Annotated in this window: 18 protein-coding genes and 3 pseudogenes; 13 read left to right on the forward strand and 8 right to left on the reverse strand. The window is 69.2% G+C overall.

The features are described 5' to 3' along the window. Window positions 1-158 precede the first annotated feature (158 nt). The 4 genes from ACIRHA_RS32785 (at window position 159) to ACIRHA_RS32800 (ending at window position 3,250) form a co-directional block, all read left to right on the forward strand. Complete coding sequence (locus ACIRHA_RS32785; RefSeq protein ID WP_403853413.1) at window positions 159-518, forward strand: winged helix-turn-helix transcriptional regulator; 360 nt, start codon at window positions 159-161, stop codon at window positions 516-518. 59 nt (window positions 519-577) lie between these two features. Then, entirely contained in the window at window positions 578-1,297 is a 720-nt protein-coding gene (locus ACIRHA_RS32790) for a DUF2637 domain-containing protein (protein ID WP_403853415.1), read from the forward strand. Window positions 1,298-1,432: 135 nt separating this feature from the next. Further along, window positions 1,433-2,698, forward strand: a complete 1,266-nt coding sequence (locus ACIRHA_RS32795) for an ISL3 family transposase (RefSeq protein ID WP_403853417.1) — start codon at window positions 1,433-1,435, stop codon at window positions 2,696-2,698. Window positions 2,699-2,956: 258 nt separating this feature from the next. After that, window positions 2,957-3,250, forward strand: coding sequence for a hypothetical protein (locus ACIRHA_RS32800; RefSeq protein WP_403853419.1), 294 nt, complete (start codon window positions 2,957-2,959; stop codon window positions 3,248-3,250). On the opposite strand, the gene ACIRHA_RS32805 is transcribed toward ACIRHA_RS32800, so the two are convergent. Then, entirely contained in the window at window positions 3,210-4,037 is an 828-nt protein-coding gene (locus tag ACIRHA_RS32805) for an IS5 family transposase (protein WP_403853421.1), read from the reverse strand. The genes ACIRHA_RS32800 and ACIRHA_RS32805 overlap by 41 nt on opposite strands. Window positions 4,038-4,316: 279 nt before the next feature. On the opposite strand from ACIRHA_RS32805, the pseudogene ACIRHA_RS32810 reads away from it, so the two are divergent. Then, window positions 4,317-4,601, forward strand: a pseudogene (locus ACIRHA_RS32810) (transposase); the annotation flags it as partial. Window positions 4,602-4,756: 155 nt separating this feature from the next. Here the strand turns inward: ACIRHA_RS32810 and ACIRHA_RS32815 are convergent. Genes ACIRHA_RS32815 through ACIRHA_RS32825 form a run of 3 tightly spaced genes read right to left on the reverse strand, consistent with a single transcriptional unit; the run spans window position 4,757 to window position 7,039 of the window. Beyond that, a complete protein-coding gene (locus ACIRHA_RS32815; protein WP_403853423.1) occupies window positions 4,757-5,464 on the reverse strand; it encodes a B3/4 domain-containing protein in 708 nt (235 codons plus the stop codon). 38 nt (window positions 5,465-5,502) lie between these two features. Further along, a complete protein-coding gene (locus tag ACIRHA_RS32820; RefSeq protein ID WP_403853424.1) occupies window positions 5,503-6,150 on the reverse strand; it encodes an FMN-binding negative transcriptional regulator in 648 nt (215 codons plus the stop codon). 52 nt (window positions 6,151-6,202) lie between these two features. Beyond that, a complete protein-coding gene (locus ACIRHA_RS32825) occupies window positions 6,203-7,039 on the reverse strand; it encodes an EamA family transporter (RefSeq protein WP_403853425.1) in 837 nt (278 codons plus the stop codon). 122 nt (window positions 7,040-7,161) lie between these two features. On the opposite strand from ACIRHA_RS32825, the gene ACIRHA_RS32830 reads away from it, so the two are divergent. Further along, entirely contained in the window at window positions 7,162-7,746 is a 585-nt protein-coding gene (locus ACIRHA_RS32830; RefSeq protein ID WP_403853427.1) for a helix-turn-helix domain-containing protein, read from the forward strand. 104 nt (window positions 7,747-7,850) lie between these two features. Here the strand turns inward: ACIRHA_RS32830 and ACIRHA_RS32835 are convergent. Continuing rightward, window positions 7,851-8,060: pseudogene (locus ACIRHA_RS32835) on the reverse strand (IS3 family transposase); the annotation flags it as partial. 96 nt (window positions 8,061-8,156) lie between these two features. Between ACIRHA_RS32835 and ACIRHA_RS32840 the strand changes: the two are divergent. Together ACIRHA_RS32840 and ACIRHA_RS32845 are read left to right on the forward strand one after the other, a co-directional pair. Continuing rightward, window positions 8,157-8,427: pseudogene (locus ACIRHA_RS32840) on the forward strand (MBL fold metallo-hydrolase); the annotation flags it as partial. A 120-nt stretch (window positions 8,428-8,547) separates the two neighbouring features. Continuing rightward, window positions 8,548-9,243, forward strand: coding sequence for a TetR/AcrR family transcriptional regulator (locus ACIRHA_RS32845; protein ID WP_403853429.1), 696 nt, complete (start codon window positions 8,548-8,550; stop codon window positions 9,241-9,243). Window positions 9,244-9,246: 3 nt separating this feature from the next. Here ACIRHA_RS32845 and ACIRHA_RS32850 read toward each other — a convergent pair whose 3' ends face one another. Genes ACIRHA_RS32850 through ACIRHA_RS32860 form a run of 3 tightly spaced genes read right to left on the reverse strand, consistent with a single transcriptional unit; the run spans window position 9,247 to window position 11,872 of the window. Continuing rightward, window positions 9,247-9,645: a nuclear transport factor 2 family protein gene (locus tag ACIRHA_RS32850; RefSeq protein ID WP_403853431.1), complete on the reverse strand. Its 399-nt coding sequence runs from the start codon at window positions 9,643-9,645 to the stop codon at window positions 9,247-9,249. Then, on the reverse strand, window positions 9,642-10,622 hold the full coding sequence (locus tag ACIRHA_RS32855; protein ID WP_403853433.1) for a PDR/VanB family oxidoreductase: 981 nt from the start codon (window positions 10,620-10,622) through the stop codon (window positions 9,642-9,644). Before ACIRHA_RS32855 ends, ACIRHA_RS32850 begins: the two co-directional genes overlap by 4 nt. After that, a complete protein-coding gene (locus ACIRHA_RS32860) occupies window positions 10,619-11,872 on the reverse strand; it encodes a Rieske 2Fe-2S domain-containing protein (protein ID WP_403853435.1) in 1,254 nt (417 codons plus the stop codon). Before ACIRHA_RS32860 ends, ACIRHA_RS32855 begins: the two co-directional genes overlap by 4 nt. A 384-nt stretch (window positions 11,873-12,256) precedes the next feature. Here ACIRHA_RS32860 and ACIRHA_RS32865 point away from each other — a divergent pair, with 384 nt between their 5' ends. The 5 genes from ACIRHA_RS32865 (at window position 12,257) to ACIRHA_RS32885 (ending at window position 16,922) form a co-directional block, all read left to right on the forward strand. Further along, on the forward strand, window positions 12,257-13,927 hold the full coding sequence (locus ACIRHA_RS32865) for a GMC family oxidoreductase (RefSeq protein ID WP_403853437.1): 1,671 nt from the start codon (window positions 12,257-12,259) through the stop codon (window positions 13,925-13,927). Next, entirely contained in the window at window positions 13,924-14,346 is a 423-nt protein-coding gene (locus ACIRHA_RS32870) for a heme-binding protein (RefSeq protein ID WP_403853439.1), read from the forward strand. The genes ACIRHA_RS32865 and ACIRHA_RS32870 overlap by 4 nt, the downstream gene beginning before the upstream one ends. Before the next feature lie 61 nt (window positions 14,347-14,407). Beyond that, complete coding sequence (locus tag ACIRHA_RS32875; RefSeq protein ID WP_403853441.1) at window positions 14,408-15,499, forward strand: amidohydrolase family protein; 1,092 nt, start codon at window positions 14,408-14,410, stop codon at window positions 15,497-15,499. Further along, a complete protein-coding gene (locus tag ACIRHA_RS32880) occupies window positions 15,496-15,906 on the forward strand; it encodes a metal-sulfur cluster assembly factor (RefSeq protein ID WP_403853443.1) in 411 nt (136 codons plus the stop codon). Before ACIRHA_RS32875 ends, ACIRHA_RS32880 begins: the two co-directional genes overlap by 4 nt. Then, the gene (locus tag ACIRHA_RS32885; protein ID WP_403853445.1) at window positions 15,903-16,922 is read left to right on the forward strand and encodes an alpha/beta hydrolase fold domain-containing protein; all 1,020 of its coding nucleotides are present in this window, start codon (window positions 15,903-15,905) and stop codon (window positions 16,920-16,922) included. The genes ACIRHA_RS32880 and ACIRHA_RS32885 overlap by 4 nt, the downstream gene beginning before the upstream one ends. Window positions 16,923-16,940 lie beyond the last annotated feature (18 nt).

A 16,940-nucleotide genomic window follows, 5' to 3' on the forward strand; every position in this document is an offset into this window, starting at 1 on the left:
CTGCCGTGCGACGCCCGTCGAGGAACAACAAGCACCGTGGCCGACGACTCCACTACTGGCTGGACCAGTGGCGCCGCACATCGCCAGAACATGCCGCTCCCGACCCCGCACGCTTGCCCCCACAGGCGATACCAGAGCGTGCCCGGTACGCCATACGGTTGCTACGACGCGAGTGGCTGCCGGACGTTCTCCAGGCCCTCACCCCCGGCCCTCTCCAGTATCGAGCGCTCCTTACGGCCGTACGCGACACCTGCCAGACCGTCGGCAGCCAGGCGACCGAGGAACGCCCGGGCAGGCGCTACCTCCAAGACTCCGTCCTCAACCGGACGTTGGCGAGCATGCGTGAACTGGGCCTCCTCGTACGGAACCGGGAACCCACGTTCCCGTACCGCACGACATACGAGGCCACCGTCGCAGGACGCGAACTGCTCGATGCCCTTGAGCCGTTGGCGGCCTGGGCAGAACGGCACGAGAGGACACGTGTCGACGACGGCAACAACGATGCCGGCGAAGGGTGAGTCCGTGACCCTTCATATGCCGGTCGCACCGACCACGCACCGGGCTACGGATCAGCACGATGAAGCCTTCAGGGCAGCAGGGAGCCCCGGACCCGGCTCCCGCTCCAGCACCCCGTAAGCGTCCACGGGATCTCGACACCTGGCTGCGCCACGGCTGCACCCTGGTGGTCGCGGGTGTCGCCGCCTACGCCTCGTATGTCCACCAGCGGACCTTCGCCCTGCAAGGAGGTGCGGACACCATCAGTGCCTCGCTGTGGCCCCTGTCCGTCGACGGCCTGTTGCTCCTGGCAACGGCGGCGCTCCTCAGACCGTCGGCACCCGACAACCGCCAGGCACCACGCGTCGTGTGGCTGACCTTCCTCCTGGGGATCGTGATCTCCCTGGTGTCCAACATCGCGGCGGCACCTGCTCTGGAGTGGAGACCGGTGCTGGTGGCGGGCTGGCCGCCCGTTGCACTGTTGTTGTCAGTACACCAATTGGCACTGCGCCACACGATGCCGAATGTGCGCCCACGTAGCCGGAACGGCAGCGAAGCAGGCAGCAAGACCAACAAGTCCTCCAATAGCCGCACCCGGGAAGATCCGTTGCTCGAACGTGCACACCGCCTCGATGCTCGCCACCGGGAACTGCATCACCGCCCCGTGTCCGCCGAAGCGCTGCGCAAGGAACTTCATATCGGCGCGACACGATCTCGGCGACTCGTCACCCTCCTCCGGGCGAGGACCAAGCTCGAAGGTACCGAGCCGCCCAAGGACACCGCGCGCGAGCAGCCACCGTAGCGGCATCGCATCCGGTGCGACCGGCCATGTGCGGGCTCGGAGGGTCTGTACGGTGACTGGCTCTTCCAAGATTTTCGTAGGCGTTGATCGGCCGTTCGGTTTCGGTCTGGTCGGATGTTCTGGTGCGGCAGGCTGGTGGCGTGTGATGTCGAGCTGACGGAACTGCTGCCACACCTGTCGTCGGTGCTGGTCGAGACGGTAGACACAGGTGGCTCCCTGGTCAGGATCGCGGTGCGGACCCCGGACGCGAGGCTGGTGGACTGCCCCGGCTGCGGGCAGCCCTCGGAATGGGATCACAGCCGCTATGTGCGGCATGTCGCCGATGAGGCGATCGGCGGGAGACCTGTGATGATCGATATCTCGGTGCGGCGCCTGTACTGCGAAAACCCCGACTGCACGAAGGGAACGTTCGTCGAGCAGGTCGGCGGGCTGACCGAGCGCTACCAGCGCAGAACCCCGGCGCTGCGACGGCTCATCGAAGCGGTCGCGGTGGTCCTGGCGGGCACGGCGACAGCCCGGCTGCTGACGCTCCTGCATCAGACGCTGTCCTCGATGACGGTGCTGACCTGCCTGATGCGGATCCCATTGCCGCGGCGGCCAACGCCGCAGGTGGCGGGGATTGACGAGTTTGCCCTGCTCAGAGGGCACCACTACGCGATGATCATCATCGATGCCGACAGCGGACAGCGTGTCGAGGTGCTGCCCGACCGCAAGATGGCAACGGTCACGGCCTGGCTGCGCGAGCACCCCGGCATCCAGGTGCTGTGCCGGGACGGTTCCGGTGGCTTCGCCCAGGCCGCCACTGACGCCGACCCGGCGATTATCCAGGTCAGCGACCGCTGGCACCTGTGGCACGGCCTGGCCGAGACCGTCCTGAAGGAGGTCGGAGCACACGCCTCGTGCTGGGGAAAGTTCGGCCCGCCCCTGCCAGACGGCAAGCGCGCCGCCACCACTCGGGAACGCTGGCGGCAGGTCCACGACCTCCTGGACCAAGGCGTCGGCCTGCTCGCCTGCGCCCGCCGCCTGGGCGTCTCGCTCAACACAGTCAAGCGCTACGCCCGCGCCGCTGAGCCGGACCGCATGGTCCGCGCCCCCGTCTACCGCGCCTGCCTCGTCGACCCCTACCGCGACCACCTGCGCAGGCGCCGCTCGGACGACCCGGCCGTCCCGGTCACCCACCTGCTCGCGGAGATCCGCGAGCAGGGCTACGCCGGAAGCGCCAACCTCCTGGTCCGCTACATCAACCAGGGCCGCGTCGAGGCCGACCACGCATCCCTGTCACCCCGCAAGGTCACCGGCCTGCTCACCCGCCACCCCGACCGCCTCGACGACAAGCAGAGCGCGCTGTGTGATCAACTCGCCGGTGCCTGCCCTGAGACGCCATCCGCTTTCCGAACGTGATCGTTGAGTGTCCGTTGGCCAGGCATGAACTCCAGGCGACAGCGGGAGAGTTCGAGTATTCGTCTACTCGTCTCGCTCGTGGAGGTGGAGGGTGGCGTCGGTACTCGGTTTGCTGGAGGCCCGGGAGAAGAAGGTCCGGGAGGAAGTGGCGCGGTTGAAGGCGGCACTGGATCCGGCGGAACAACAGCTGGAGCGGCTGGCCGATGCGCGGATGACGGTGGCCGAGGTCCTGGCCGAGCCTGGTGATGAAGCCGCCGCGTGGTGCCGGTCGCGGTGGCCGGCCGGATCGTGCCGCACTGGGCCGAGGGGCTCGCGGTGGACGTACTCGCCGCCGTGTATCAGCAGATCCTGGTGGTGCTTGCCGGCCCGGAGGCCGTCGGTGGGATGCGAGTGAAGCCGCTGGCGGTGGCCTTGGGCAGGGAGTTGGCGCCGTCGCGGATCGAGGGGGTGCGCTCGCGGGTGAAGCGGCTGGCTCAGCGGGGCTGGGTCCGGGAGGCGCGGCCGAACGTGTTCACCGTGGCAACGGGGACAGCGTCGGCTGTCGCGGGATGAAAGCGCCCCGGCGGCGTCCGGCCAGGCGGGCGACCATGAGCATGGTCATGGACCACTGCACCATGGCCTCATGCATGGCGAGCAGCGTCTCGTAGTCGCGCACCAGACGGCGCGAACGAGACAGCCAACTCAGCGTGCGCTCCACTACCCACCGTCTCGGCAGCACCACGAATCCCGCGGTGGTGTCGGAGCGTTTGACGATGTTCAGGGTGATCTGAAGTTCCTCCTTGGCCCAGCCAACGAGGCTTCCGCAGTAGGCGCCGTCCGCCCAGACGAGCCGGAGGGAGAAGTACAGCTCACGCAGCCGGGTCAGCAGTGGGACCGCGGCATCCCGGCCCTGCACGCTCGCCGCGGTCACCACTACCGCCAGGACCAGGCCGAGGCAGTCCACCAACAGGTGCCGCTTGCGGCCTCCCACCTTCTTGCCGCCATCCCATCCCGACATTGACCTGGGAATATTCGCTGCCACCCGCACCGACTGCGAGTCGATGATCGCGGCCGTCGGGCCCCGTGAACGGCCTTCCTGCGTGCGGACTTTGTCGCGCGGGCGGTCATGGAGCTCGGAGAGCAGGCCCGTGAGCTGCCAGCGACGGGCAAAGGCATGCACACGGCGGTACGGCGGAAAGTCACGGGGCAGGTTCGCCCACTTCACGCCGTTGTCCACGACGTAACGGACCGCGTCCAGCATGACGCGGTGGCAGAAGCCCTCGGGTCGGCCACCCCGCCCGTGAAGCCATGCCGGGACGGGCAGGGCGGCCCGGACGACCTGCCATTCCGCGTCCGTCATGTCCGAGCCGTAACACGGGGTGCGGTCGGGTCCGTCCGCGGCATTCCCGAACCGGTGAGCGAGGCAATCGCACAGCGACACGCAGAAGTTGGACTCAACCGGCATGGTCGCGCAAGACTGCGACAAGAGGGCCTCCTCGGTGCTTTTGAGCTTCGCAACTCCGAGCTACCGAGGGGCCTTCTCCCATGCGCCGACACCACACCGATCACCCGAACCAGCACCCAGTTCGACTGATCACGGCCATCGACCGGTAAGCGGATGGCGTCTAAGATGACCGTGCTGGCTGAACAGATCCGCACCTTCGCCGGACTCCTCGCACCTTGCGCGGGCAACTCCGAGCGGCTGACCGCCTGGATCACCAGAACCCGCACCGCCGACCTGCCCTTCCTCCACTCCTTCGCCACCGGACTGGAACGCGACCGGGCCGCCGTCGACGCCGCCGTCACCCTGCCCCACCACAACGGCCGTACCGAGGGCGCCAACTGCAAGATCAAACTTCTCAAGCGCCAGCGGTACGGTCGGGCCGGCCACCCGCTCCTGCGCCAGCTCATCCTGCTCAACTGACCCTCAACGGCGCCGATCAACGCCTACGAAAATCTTAGAAGTGCCAGTCACTACACAGGCCCGCGGAGCGTGCCCAGAGAATCGGTGCGGGTGGCTGCGGCGATGAGGAGGACGAGCGAGAGGGCCATTGGGCGCGGCCATGCCGTATACGGCACTCAGACGTCGACCGCCGGCTGTTCCTGGCTGAGGTAGTACACGCGCGTCTGCTCCGCGTGAGGTTGGAGCAGGCCGTGGAGTTCCTCGGCGGCGGTCTTGAGTAGGTGGCCGTCGCGGGTGGCGTGGAGGGTTTCGAGGACGAATACGACGTGGGTGGAGTCCTCGGTGACGCAGGTCTGGTGGGCGTCGCGGTGGTTCCAGTGGCGGGTCAGCACGATGCCGGCGTCGGTGTAGATGATTTCGCCTGCCTTGGGGTGCTCAACGGTGTCCGGCTCACCGAGCGGCGTGAACTCCTCGCTGCCGTCCGCGTAGCGAATATCGACATCGCCGGTGACGTGGTCGAGGTCGAAGGCGCCGGCGGGCAGCCCGTGATGGACGGAGACGACGTTGTAGGAGTCGACGGCAGGGTTGATGCGCGGCAGGCTGCCCTTCTTGGCCATGCGACGGCCGAGGGCGTCGACGCTGGGGCGGATCCGGCGCGGGTTGGTACCGAAGGACCGGTAGGCGGTGTGCCACGCCTCGATGCGGGGATCACTCTCGTCGGCAGGAGCCCAGGAGCCGTCGGCGAGCTGCTGCTCGAGGTCATCCAGGGCGGTGGCGGTGCTGGGCCAGGCTTCCCGGCCGCGCAGACCCGTGGCGGTGACCACGGCGATGAGGGTGTCCGGGAAGGCCTCCGCGACGGCGGGGGTGATTCGAAAGACAGTCACGTGATGCGGTTTCCGTTCTCTGTGTGGGGCAGGAGTGGTCAGGACTTCCAGGGGCCAACGCGATTCACGCGGCGCAGTTGCTGCCGCGCCGCAGGGAGGTCGAGGCCCTCGGCACGTTCGGTGAGGTGGTCGGCGACGGCGGTGCGGTGCTCGACCGGCTTGTGGTCGTCGTACTTGAACTTGGCCCGTACGTCGGTGACTGCCAGACGCAGCCCACGGATTCCGGGCAGCATTCGCCCGTACGGCGGCTCGTCCACAGCCACGGGAGCATGATCGCCTGCGGGTTGGAAATGGGCCATCTGGCGACGCAGCAGTTCGGCCTTCGCCTCAGGCTCGTCGACGATGTGGGCTTGGCAAGTGAACTGGACGGCCGCGTAGTAGCTGGTGGGCACGCCATCGGTGGGCGGGGTGTCGGGCTTGGCACGCCAGGGGCCGGGGACAAAGGCGTAGTCGCCGATGACGGTGAAGGTGACGTTCGGGTCGCACTCGATCGTCTGCCAGACCGGATTGGGCCGGGCGAGGTGGACCAGGAGGTCGTTGCCGTCACTGGTGAAGTGAGTGGGAACAACAGTGGGCGATTGGCCGGGCAGGCCGTTGACGCTGAGGAGGCCGAAGTCGTGACCGTCAGCAATCCAGGTCTGCCATTCGGAGTCGTCGAGACCCGCGTCCCAGGGCTGGATGAGCAATGTGGTTCTCCTTGCGCAGTGGTGTCTGCGTGTTCGGCTGATGCGCGGTGCCTCAGGTGAGAGCGAGGAGGCTGACGGCCGCCGCGGCGACGCCCAGGCCGACGAACTGGCCGCGGTGGATACGTTCGGCCAGGACGCCGCGGGCGAGCAGGACAGTGCCGGCCGGGTAAAGAGCGGTGATCACAGCAACGACGGCGAGGTCGCCGTTGCGGGCGGCGAGAAGGAACATCAGGTTCGCCACGGAATCCAGCACGCCTGCGGCGGCCGACAAGCCGTACGCGGGCTTCTCGGGGCCGAGCCTGCGATGCATGATGCCGGCTGCGGTCAGGGTGACGACCGAGGAAACTGCCCTGCCTGCGATCAGTGGGGCTACACCGCTGTCGGACGGCGCCTGATGCAGGAAGATCAACTGAAGGGCGATAGCGGCGCCCGCACCGAAGGCCAGTAGCAGCGCGGTACGCGAGGGGCGCGGCGAGCCCGAACCGCCTCCGGCGCTGACCAGGACGACCGCGGCGAGGGCAAGCGGCAGTCCGATCAGCCCAGCCGTACCCAGGTGCTCTCCTTGGAGGAGTCCCACGCCGACGGGCAGCATGGCAGACACCAGCGCGGTGACCGGCGAGAGCACGTTCATCGGGCCGATCGCCAGGGTCTTGTAGAGCAGCGCGAACGCGGCGGCCGAGGCGACCCCCGAGGCCGTGCCCCAGGCGAGGGCGCCGGAGCTGAAGGAGGCACCGAGGAACGGCCACAGCAGTAGTTCGACTGCGAGCGACGCCGGGGCCGCGATCATGACAGTGCGAAGCACGTGGGCCTTGCGAGCACCCAGGCCCCCGAGGAAGTCGGCACATCCATAGGCGAGCGAGCTGCCCAGAGCCAGCACTAGAGCGATCACGTCGGGTCATCCCTTACTATTACAACGAAACGACTAGACCGTATAACGGATCGACCGAGAGCGTCAATACACTGACCGCGTAGTACATTCCAATGACCTGTTGGCGAGGGACGGGAGATCCAATGGCTGAGACGGCTGCAGCGCTGCGAACGGTTGCTCACAATGTCAAGGCGGCCCGCACGCGCGCCGGCTTGTCCTTGGACGAGCTCAGCAGGCGGGCGCAAGTCAGTAAGGGGGCCCTGGTCGGTCTCGAGAAGGCTCAAGGCAACCCGAACCTGGCCACGCTGGTCAGACTGGCCGACACCCTGGGCATCTCGGTTTCCGCGCTCATGCAGGGCCCCACAGAGGGGCGCGTTCGGATCGTGTCCGCTGACGCGGTCATGCCGCTGTGGAAGGGTGAGAGGGGCAGCGAGGCACGGCTCATGCTGACAGCGGCCGGTTCGACCCCGGTCGAGGTGTGGCGGTGGAAGCTTGAACCGGGCGAAGAATATCCGAGCGACGCCCACCAGGCCGGAGTCGTGGAAACCGTCAGCGTCACCGCCGGCCGCATGACTCTCCTTGCCGACGGCGCCGAGCACGCCGTCGAAGCGGGCCAGACGGCCACGTTCGACGGCGACACCGCCCACACCTACCGCGGTTCCGGCGACGAAACCTGCCATCTGATCATGACCGTGCACCTGCCGCCCGGCCCTGCCTCTGGGGCCTGACGAAGGCGGCTCACACCGGTCGGACGCGGTGCCGGCAGCCGTAAAGAAGTGCTACTCGTTGCCGTACTCCACGACACGTACGCCCTCCTCGGTCACTGCGCCCCACGGATCCACCGGCGAGCGGCTCGCAGCTCGGCAGAGTCGCTCGACGGCGTGCCCGGTCGCCGCCCGTCGTCGATGCCGTCCTGCCGCAAGCACTTCGGCGACATGACGGGATAGATACGGAACTCGACCACGGCCTGTTTGGCCTACCTGCCGGCGCGGACCAGCGCGATGGCACGCGCCCGGAACTCCGGCGGATAGAGACGAGGCATGACTGTCGGCATTCCGTGCAGGACTGCCAGTCAGCCGTCAGAACTGGAACCCGGAACGTGGGGCAGGTCAAGATCACCCTCGTGCGGCAGACCCAACTCACCGTGCTGCACACACCGGGACACAGCTTGGGGCGGTCTCGCTGCACGCGCCGGACCTGGGCACTGTCTTCACCGGCGAGACCCTGTCGGCTGGCGGGCCGGGTGCCACCGGCCGCTCGTACTCCTACTTCCCAACCGTAGTCCGCTCGATTCGCGACCGGCTGCTGATCCTGCCGCCCGCGGCGGTGGTCCGCATCGGCCACGGCGAGTCGATCCCGATCGCGCCGAGGCCCCCTGTCTTGCGGATTGGGTCCGCCGAGGCCACTGACACCCGCGATCGGTCCGGCGGCGGTCCCGCTACAGGCCGCCGCCGAACCGCTGCCGGTCCCGTGCATCAGAAGCCACCCGTCGGACGTCCGCGGTTGCGCCGGTAAGTAGGGTCGTTCCCGTGGCAGAGAAAGAGACCGGCTCCGGCGGGTCGGCAACCGGACCCAACAGGCGGCAGCGCCGCAGGCAGCCCAGCGACCCGGGCCGTCAGCGCGATCCCGTGGGCACGCGCCGGGCCATTCTGACGGCCGCCGGCGCGGAGTTCGGCGCCCATGGGTTCGACGGGGCCCGGGTCGTACGCATCGCGGAAGCGGCCGGTGTCAGCCACCAGCTCATCACGTACTACTTCGGCAGCAAGCGCGGTCTCTACGAGGCGCTGAGCGAAAGATGGCTGTCGACGGCCATGCCGGTCAGCCACGACCTGCCGTTCGGCGAGGCCATACAGCGGTTCGTACGGATGGCGCACGACGACCCCGGGTGGGTGCACACGCTGACGCGCGAAGAGCCCGGCATGCGGCCGCCCGCCGAGGACGACCGCGCCACCGAGCTCTTGAAGAGCGTCGAGGAACTGCGCGCACGGCAGGCGCGGGGAGAACTCCGCGATGACATCGACGTGGGAGTCCTCTCCCTCGCCTTCTTCGCCGCCTCGATCGCCCCCGTGGCCCTGCCCTGGATCGCGCGCGAATTCACCCAGCAGGACCCCGCGTCACCGGAGTTCATCGAGCACTACGTCGAGCAGATCGCCCGCATCATCGCCGCGCTGGGCGATGGTGCGGGCAACATAGCGCCGGCGGGCGGCTCCACGTCCGACAGCTGACACTCAGCCGGGCGGCAGACGCCGCGCCATCTGTAGATGGGCGAGCCGCCACCCGCCGCGCTCGTCCGTCACCCAGACCCGGGTGACGGCGGCCTGGATGACGAACGGGGTCAGCTCGGGCACGAAAGCGATGCGCATCTCCTGCAGGCAGCTGACCACCGCCGTGTCACCGAAGCGGCGGACGGTGACGTCGTATGTGTCCACCTGGCTGGTCCGGCCGAGCCGGGAGGCGTACCCGAGGAAGTCGTCGACGCCGTGCTGATGTCCGACGGCGGCGTGCACGACGACGCATTCGGGGTGCAGCAGTGCCCGCTGCCGTTCCTGGGCATCCGTGGCCGTCTGCGCCGCAAGCCAGGCGCTCTCGGCTTCCTCCACGGTGGCGGGTATCAGTGCGGTGGTCACAGTTCCAGCTCCAGGAGAGGGGTGCGGGAGCGCGACGAGCAGGGAGTGAACATCCCCTCGGCGCGCTCCTCGTCGGTCAGGACGTCGTCCCGGTGGTCGGGGTCGCCGGCTCGTACCCGGACGATGCATTCGCCGCAGATGCCCTGCCCGCACGAGTACGGTGCGTCGAACCCGTTGGCCAGCAGGACGTCGAGGACGTTCTCGTCGGCGGCGACGGTGTACTCCACGCCGGTCGAGGAGAGGCGCACGGTGAAGGCGCCGTCCGCGCCCTGCTCCGGTTCCCCGGCGTTGGCCGGGGCGCTGAAGCGTTCCTTGTGCAGGGCTGACGAGGGCCAGCCCAACTCGGCGGCGCGGCCGAGGACATGGTCCATGAATCCGCCAGGACCGCAGACGTAGAGTGCCGTGTCGGCATCGGGCGGCCCGGCGTCGCGCTCCATGTCGAGACGCTGGGGTGCCGGCTGGTCGTCGTAGTGGAACGTCACCCTGGGATGGCGCTCAAGGTCCTCGGCGAAGGCCGCGTCCTCGCGGCTGCGTACACAGTAGTGCAGCTGGTAGTCGCCACCGGCGGCGTCGAGGGCCTGTGCCATCGAAAGCAGCGGTGTGATGCCGATGCCTCCGGCGAGGAGCAGGTGACGGCGCGCCGAGCTCAGGCCGAAGCGGTTGCGTGGTGCGCTGATGCGGAGGGTGTCACCCTCGGCCACAGCGTGCATCGCGCGGGAACCGCCGCGCGACGCGGGGTCGTTGAGGACGGCGATCCGGTACTGCTTGCGCAGATCAGGGGGCCCGCACAGGGAGTACTGGCGAATGAGATCCAGCCTCCCGGCCTTCCCGCCTTCTTCGACCGTTACGTCGATGTGGGCCCCGGGCTCGTACTCCCCCAGCTCGCCGCCGTCGGTCCGTGCCAGGTCGAAGACCGCGATACGTGGCGTGGTGTCGTGCCGGGCGACGACGACCACGTCGGTCCAGTTGGCGCTCACGCTCCCCCCGCGGTGAAGACGCCGGACTCGACGCTCCGGGCCGGTCCGCCGGGGGTGCCGACGCCGAGCGGGTCGCGCCCCGCCGCGACGTCGTCCACCATCGTGCGCAGCATCCGCCGGAGCATGACCACGCCGCGGTCGGAGGGGGCGAGGGTCTCCTCCGAGTGCTGGGTGATGTCGCCCTGGGAGCGCTGGGCCTCGTAGTCGCCAGGCCAGCGCTGCTTCTCCTCGTCGCTCATCTGCCAGTTGTCCTTGCCGTTCTGCTTGATGCCGAAGGCGAAGGACTCCAGGTGGGTGGAGTCGGTGGAGCGGATCGCGAAGAACATACGGTGGTGGGTGTCGTCGGACGGGACGACCCAGATCAGCATGTCGTGCCGGGCGTCGGGGGTGACGTTGACGAAGTCCGGCAGGGCGAGGATGTTCGGCAGCTGGAGTTCCACGGACCAGTCCAGGTCCACGAGCGCCCCGTCGGCCCCCGACTTGTCCTGGTAGCGCTGGACGTACTTCACGCCGAGGTCGGTGCGGTGGTAGGTGACGCGCTCCGCGACGGTGCTGGGGTCGTAGTAGCTCTCGGGGAATCCGGTCGTTCCCGTTCCCTGGAACTGGAAGCCGCTGTGCTGCGAGTGAAGCCAGGAGGCATGCACCGGATCGACGGCGTTTTCGTACATCTGGAGCCAGTTGTAGTCCGCCTCCATGCCGGTGACCTCGGCGCCCGGCACCGGCCAGCTGCTGTAGTACTGCTCGCCCTCGGCCAGGGGCTCCAGGCAGTCCCAGCGCGGCAGTTCGGGCTTGCGGTCGGCCGGACCCATGTAGACGAAGACGAGGCCGTAGCGCTCGTCGACCGGATACCAGGGCTGACGTGCGAGGTTGCGGCGGCGCCCGCCGCCGGGTTCGCAGGCCTGTTCCAGGCAGCGGCCCTGTACGTCGAACTTCCAGCCGTGGTAGCAGCAGCGGATGCCGTCGTCCTCGACGCGGCCGTAGAAGAGGCTGCTGCCGCGGTGGGAGCAGCGCTCGAAGACGACGCCGGCGCGGCCCTGGCCGTCGCGGAAGACGACCAGGTCCTCTCCCAGGATCCGGGTGCGATGGGGCACGTCGCTGGTGAGTGCGGCGGAGCTGGCGACCGGGTGCCAGTAGCGACGCAACGCCTCACCCATCGGCGTACCGGGGCCGACCTCGGTCAGCCGGGCGTCATGGCTGGAGGGCTCACGCCCGTAGCCGGTTCCCGTGTCGGTCACGGCGGTATCGGTCATGGCGGTCCATCTCCTCGGCGTTGAGGCAGTTGAGGCAGTGGGAGTGGTGGTACGGGAGGGGCGATCGGGGTGCCGGGGCCGGCCGGCGCGATCGGACGGCCGGGTGCGCCTTCGCCATTCGTACGGACCCTGATGAATAACTGTCAATCCCTCTGACCGGCTTTGATGAATTACTTGCAGGCCCCTGACGAAGATGCCCGTCACCTTGTTACGTTGGCGCCACGCCGAGGCGAAGAGCCCCTCACGGGCTCTCGCCCCCTGTGTGCATCACCCCTGGAACGCACCGCGCGGGCACCGCCCTTCCCCGCCTCCCCTCGCCCACAACAGCCGTCGCCGCGCTCCCCTCCTCAAGCCCAAGGAGACGATGATGTCCGGACCTTCCACATGACCGCCGCAGCAAGCACCGAGTACGACTACGTCGTCGTGGGCGCGGGCTCGGCCGGCTGTGTTCTCGCCGCGCGGCTCTCCGCCGACCGCGACTCGCATGTGCTGCTGATCGAGGCCGGCCCACCCGCCGATCGCGGACTGCTCATCCAACTCCCCATGGGGGTCGGCCTGTTGTCGGGCCGCAAAGAGATCAACTGGGGTTACGAGACCGAACCCGAGCCGGGCCTCGGCGGCAGAAGTATCCCCGTGCCCCGCGGTCGACTGGTCGGCGGAACGGGCTCGATCAACGGCTCGACCCATGTCCGCTCCCACCGACTCGACTACGACGACTGGGTCAAGAGTGGTGCCACGGGCTGGGGTTGGGACGACCTGCTGCCGTACTTCCGCAAGTCGGAGCACAGCTGGCGCGGCGACACCGACCACCACGGCGGATACGGACCCGTCAACGTGGCGACCGCCGTCGGACGAGGGCACTTCGGCCGACGACTCGACCGCGCGGCACGCGCGCTCGGCATCGACTTCCCGGACGAGACCCAGAGCGGCGACCCCACCGGGGCCGGCCAGAAAGAGGTCGCCCTCCTCCGCGGACGCCGCCACAGCACCGCCGCCGCCTACCTGCGCCCCGCACTGCGCCGACGCCCCAACCTCACCCTGCTCACCGGCGCACTGGTGGGCAGGGTCGTACTGGAGCAAGGGCGCGCGAGCGGCGTCCGCGTCGTGGAGCGGGGCAGCAGCCGCGTCATCCGGGCGCGCCGCGAGGTGGTGCTCTGCGGCGGCACGTACAACTCACCACAGCTCCTTATGCGTTCAGGCATCGGACCTGCGGAGCATCTGCGCGAGCTCGGCGTCCAACCGGAGGTGGACCTGCCCGGTGTCGGCGCCAACCTCCAGGAGCATCCGGCGGCGCCCGTGCTCTTCGACGTCAAGGCGCCGGTGACTGTGCACGACCAGCTGCGCGCGGACCGGGTGGCGCGCCACGGTCTGCGCTGGCTGGCCACCGGCCGCGGCCCGCTCGGCGAGATGCCCGAGTTCCTTTCCGCGTACGTCCGTACCCGACCCGAACTCGACCGTCCGGACGGGTTCCTGGGCATCCTGGCCGGCGGCTTCGGCGCCCGCCCCTGGTTCCCCCTCGTCAAGCCGCTGCGCGACCGCCAGTGCGTGGCGCTCAACGCGGTCGCGACCCCGCGCAGCCGGGGCGAGGTGCGGCTGCGCTCGACCGATCCGACAGCAGCCCCGCGCATCACGTTCAACCTGCTCACCGAGCCGGAGGACGTCGTGACGCTGCGGGAGACCATCCGCACCACGCTGGCCATCCTGCACAGCCCCGAGGTCGCCCCGATGATCAACAAGGTGCTCTCGCCAGGACCCGACGTACGCAGCGACGAGGACTTCGAACGCTACGTCCGCGAGACCGGCTACTCCGCCAACCACGCGTGCGGCACCTGCGCCATCGGCACGTCCGAGGACGCCGTCGTCGACCCTGACCTGCGGGTGCGCGGCGTGGCGGGGCTCCGCGTCGTGGACGCCTCGGTGCTGCCGAGCGTGCCCGGAGCGAACATCAACGCCACCGTCATCGCCGTCGCCGAGAAGGCCTCGGACCTGATCCGCGGGGTCCCGGCCCTGGCCCCGGCCCCGCTCCGGAAAGTCCGGGAAGGAACCACGCCATGAGAGAGCCGCTATCGTACGCCGTCGCGCGCAACGCGGCCGACGCCGCCCTTGAGGCCGCGGAAGCCGAGGGCGTACGTATATGCGTCGTCGTGGTCAACCGCAGCGGCATCACCAAGGTGCTCCTCAGCGATGACGGGGTCGGCCCCATCGGCGTCGAGACCGCGCGTCGCAAGGCGTACACCGCCGCCGTCTCCGGGATGCCGACCTCGGTGTTCGCCGGCTTCGCCGCATCGCCCGCGATGGCGGTCGCGCCCGTGCACCTCGTGGACCCCCAACTGCTTCCCGTGATCGGCGGATTGCCCATCACGGTGGACGACGGCGAGGTCATCGGGGCGATCGGTGTCGGCGGCGCCGACGGTGAGACCGACGAACGGTTCGCCGCCCACGCCCTTGAGGCACTGAAGGCCGCCCTGGCCTAACTAGCTACCCCCTCCGCCCCCTCTGCTGAAATTGCACCGACCTCCCCCTTGGAGTACGAGAATGATCGAGGACTTCGTCGTCGTAGAAGGCGTGGCGCACAACTACAACTTCCGCCCCGACAACTGCGTCAACCCGCCCGTCGGGGCAGCCATCGGTGAGCACCTGTACGCGATGCACAAGCGCACCAGTGGCCCCGAGTACACCCTGGAGCGCTCCACCTACATGCAGGGCGCCGGCGCGGACATCATCGGACGTGCCCTCCTCGCGGAGAGCCAGACCGACGTGATCGTCTTTCACGAGACCCCCATCTACGGGCACTTCCGCGACGGCGGCTCGGCGCTCAGCTACGGCCTGGAAATGCGCGAGAAGTGGCCGGAGCGCGTCCTGATCTACGGCGCCGTCTCCCCGCTGCGCCCCGGCTGCCTGGACCGCGTGGACGAACTGGTGGACCAGCACCACGTCAACGCCCTCAAGCTCTACCCCAACGACGTCGTCGAGGGCCGCGTGACCGCCCTGGACATGGGCGATCCGGAGGTCTGCTTCCCCTTGTTCGAGAAGGCCCGCCAGCGCGGGATCAAGGTCATTGCGATCCACAAGGCTCTCCCGGTCGGTCCCGGCCCCACGTCGGCGCTCGGCATGTCCGATGTCGAGGCCGCGGCTCTCGCCTTCCCCGACCTCATCTTCGAGGTCGTCCACGGCGGCATGGCCTTCGTCGAGGAGACCGCCCTCCAGTTGGAGTCCTTCCGCAACATCTGGGTGAACCTGGAGGCGACCTCGTTCCTGGCGGTGTACGCGCCCCGCCGGTTCGCCCAGGCCATGGGGACGTTCCTGCAGGCCGGTGGTGCCGACCGGATCGTCTGGGCCACGGGCTGCGACGCCGTCCACCCCCGCCCGGTCATCGAGGCGTTCTGGAACTTCGAGATGCCCCGCGACCTCGTCGAGGAGTACGGGATGCCCGAACTCACCAAGGACATCAAGGCGGACATCCTCGGCCGCAACTTCCTCCGCATGCACGACATCGACGAGAAGGACCTGCGCGCCCGCATCAGCGGCGACGAGTTCGACACCGATGAGCTGAAGCAGCCGTGGGGCGGCCGGATCGAGCCCGCCCACGACGACACCCGGGACGACGCCTTGGCCGGTACCCGATGACTGCCCTCACCGAAGCGGACGTCCGCGCCGCGCTCAACGAGATCGTCGACCCGTGCAGCATCACCGCCGGAGTCCCCGCAGGCCTTGTCGACATGGGCCTGGTCAGCGGCATCCGTATCCTGGACGAGCCCGAGGGCGGCCGGCGCGTCGCGGTGACCGTCGGGGTGACCGAGCCCAGTTGCGTACTGATCGGCTCCTTCGCCAACGAGGCCTACACGCGGCTCTCCGCCCTGCCCGGCGTGAGCGGGGTCGAGGTGACCCTGGACGAGGGACTCGACTGGAATGAGGCCAAGTTCGCACCCGACTACCGTGAGCGGCTCACCGCACACCGCGCCGAGGAACGGGCCCGTCGCTCCCTCCCCCTCCTGGCCACGACGGCGGGCAACTCCCGAAGGCCCCACCGGTGACCAGTGTGACCTCCGTGCCGCACGCTGCCGACCTGCCCGCTGTGCTGGCGAACAACGCTGACGTCATGGGCCGTTTCATGGAGGGACTCAGCCGCGCGCCGCTCCCTCCCGAGCGACTCGACCCGCCTCAGGTCCGCACGGTGCGCGACCTCGTGTTCGGTACCCCGACCGGCAACGAGGGCCCGGCGCAATTGCGCATGGACCTGTACCTACCGCAGGCCGCACAGACTCCGGCACCCGTGATCGTCTGGCTCCCGGGAGGCGGCTGGCGCGGCCAACGACGGGGCCACGGACCGCGGTTGGCCCGCCTCTTCGCCGAGCGCGGCTACGCCATGGTGGACATCGAGTACCGCTCCTCCGACGTCTCCCGCTGGCCCGCCCAGCGCGACGACGTCATCGCCGCGCTGCACCACCTGCACGGCATCGCCGACGCGCACGACCTGGACACCGGGGCCATCGGCCTGTGGGGCAGTTCCGCCGGCGCGCACCTGGCGCTGCTCGCCGCCTTCGCGACGGACGGCGACGGCGCCCCCACCGCATCCGGCGTACGCGCGGTGGTGGCGGGCTATCCCCCCACCGACCTCCTGCGTCTGAACGACGACGCGCTGCCCGGCGGCGTACTGGGCGTGGACCTCTCCGACCCCGCATGGGGGCTCCTCGGCGGAAACCCCTGGGCCCTGTCCGCGGCCGCGACGGCAGCCAGCCCGGCCCGCCAGGTCCACCCACGAGTACCACCCGTGCTCCTGCTGCACGGCGACGCCGACCTGCTCATCGGCCCGAACCAGAGCCGCCGCCTGCACGAGGCGCTGGTCGCCGCGGGCGCCGAGTCCCACCTGCTTCAGATCCGCGGCGCCGGCCACAGCTTCCTCAACACGGCCGGCTGGGAAGTGCGCCCCATGACGGCCACCGCCCTTGCCTCCCGGACCCCGGGCGTCGAGCGTCCCGTGTCCCTGACCCCGTCGCTGATCGAGCGCTTCTTCGACCACCATCTGCGACCGGACCTCTGGAATGCCTGAGTTGCCCCCGCGCTACGA

Origin of the sequence: Streptomyces sp. NPDC102360, from assembly GCF_044766085.1 — a bacterium.
Lineage (GTDB): Bacteria > Actinomycetota > Actinomycetes > Streptomycetales > Streptomycetaceae > Streptomyces.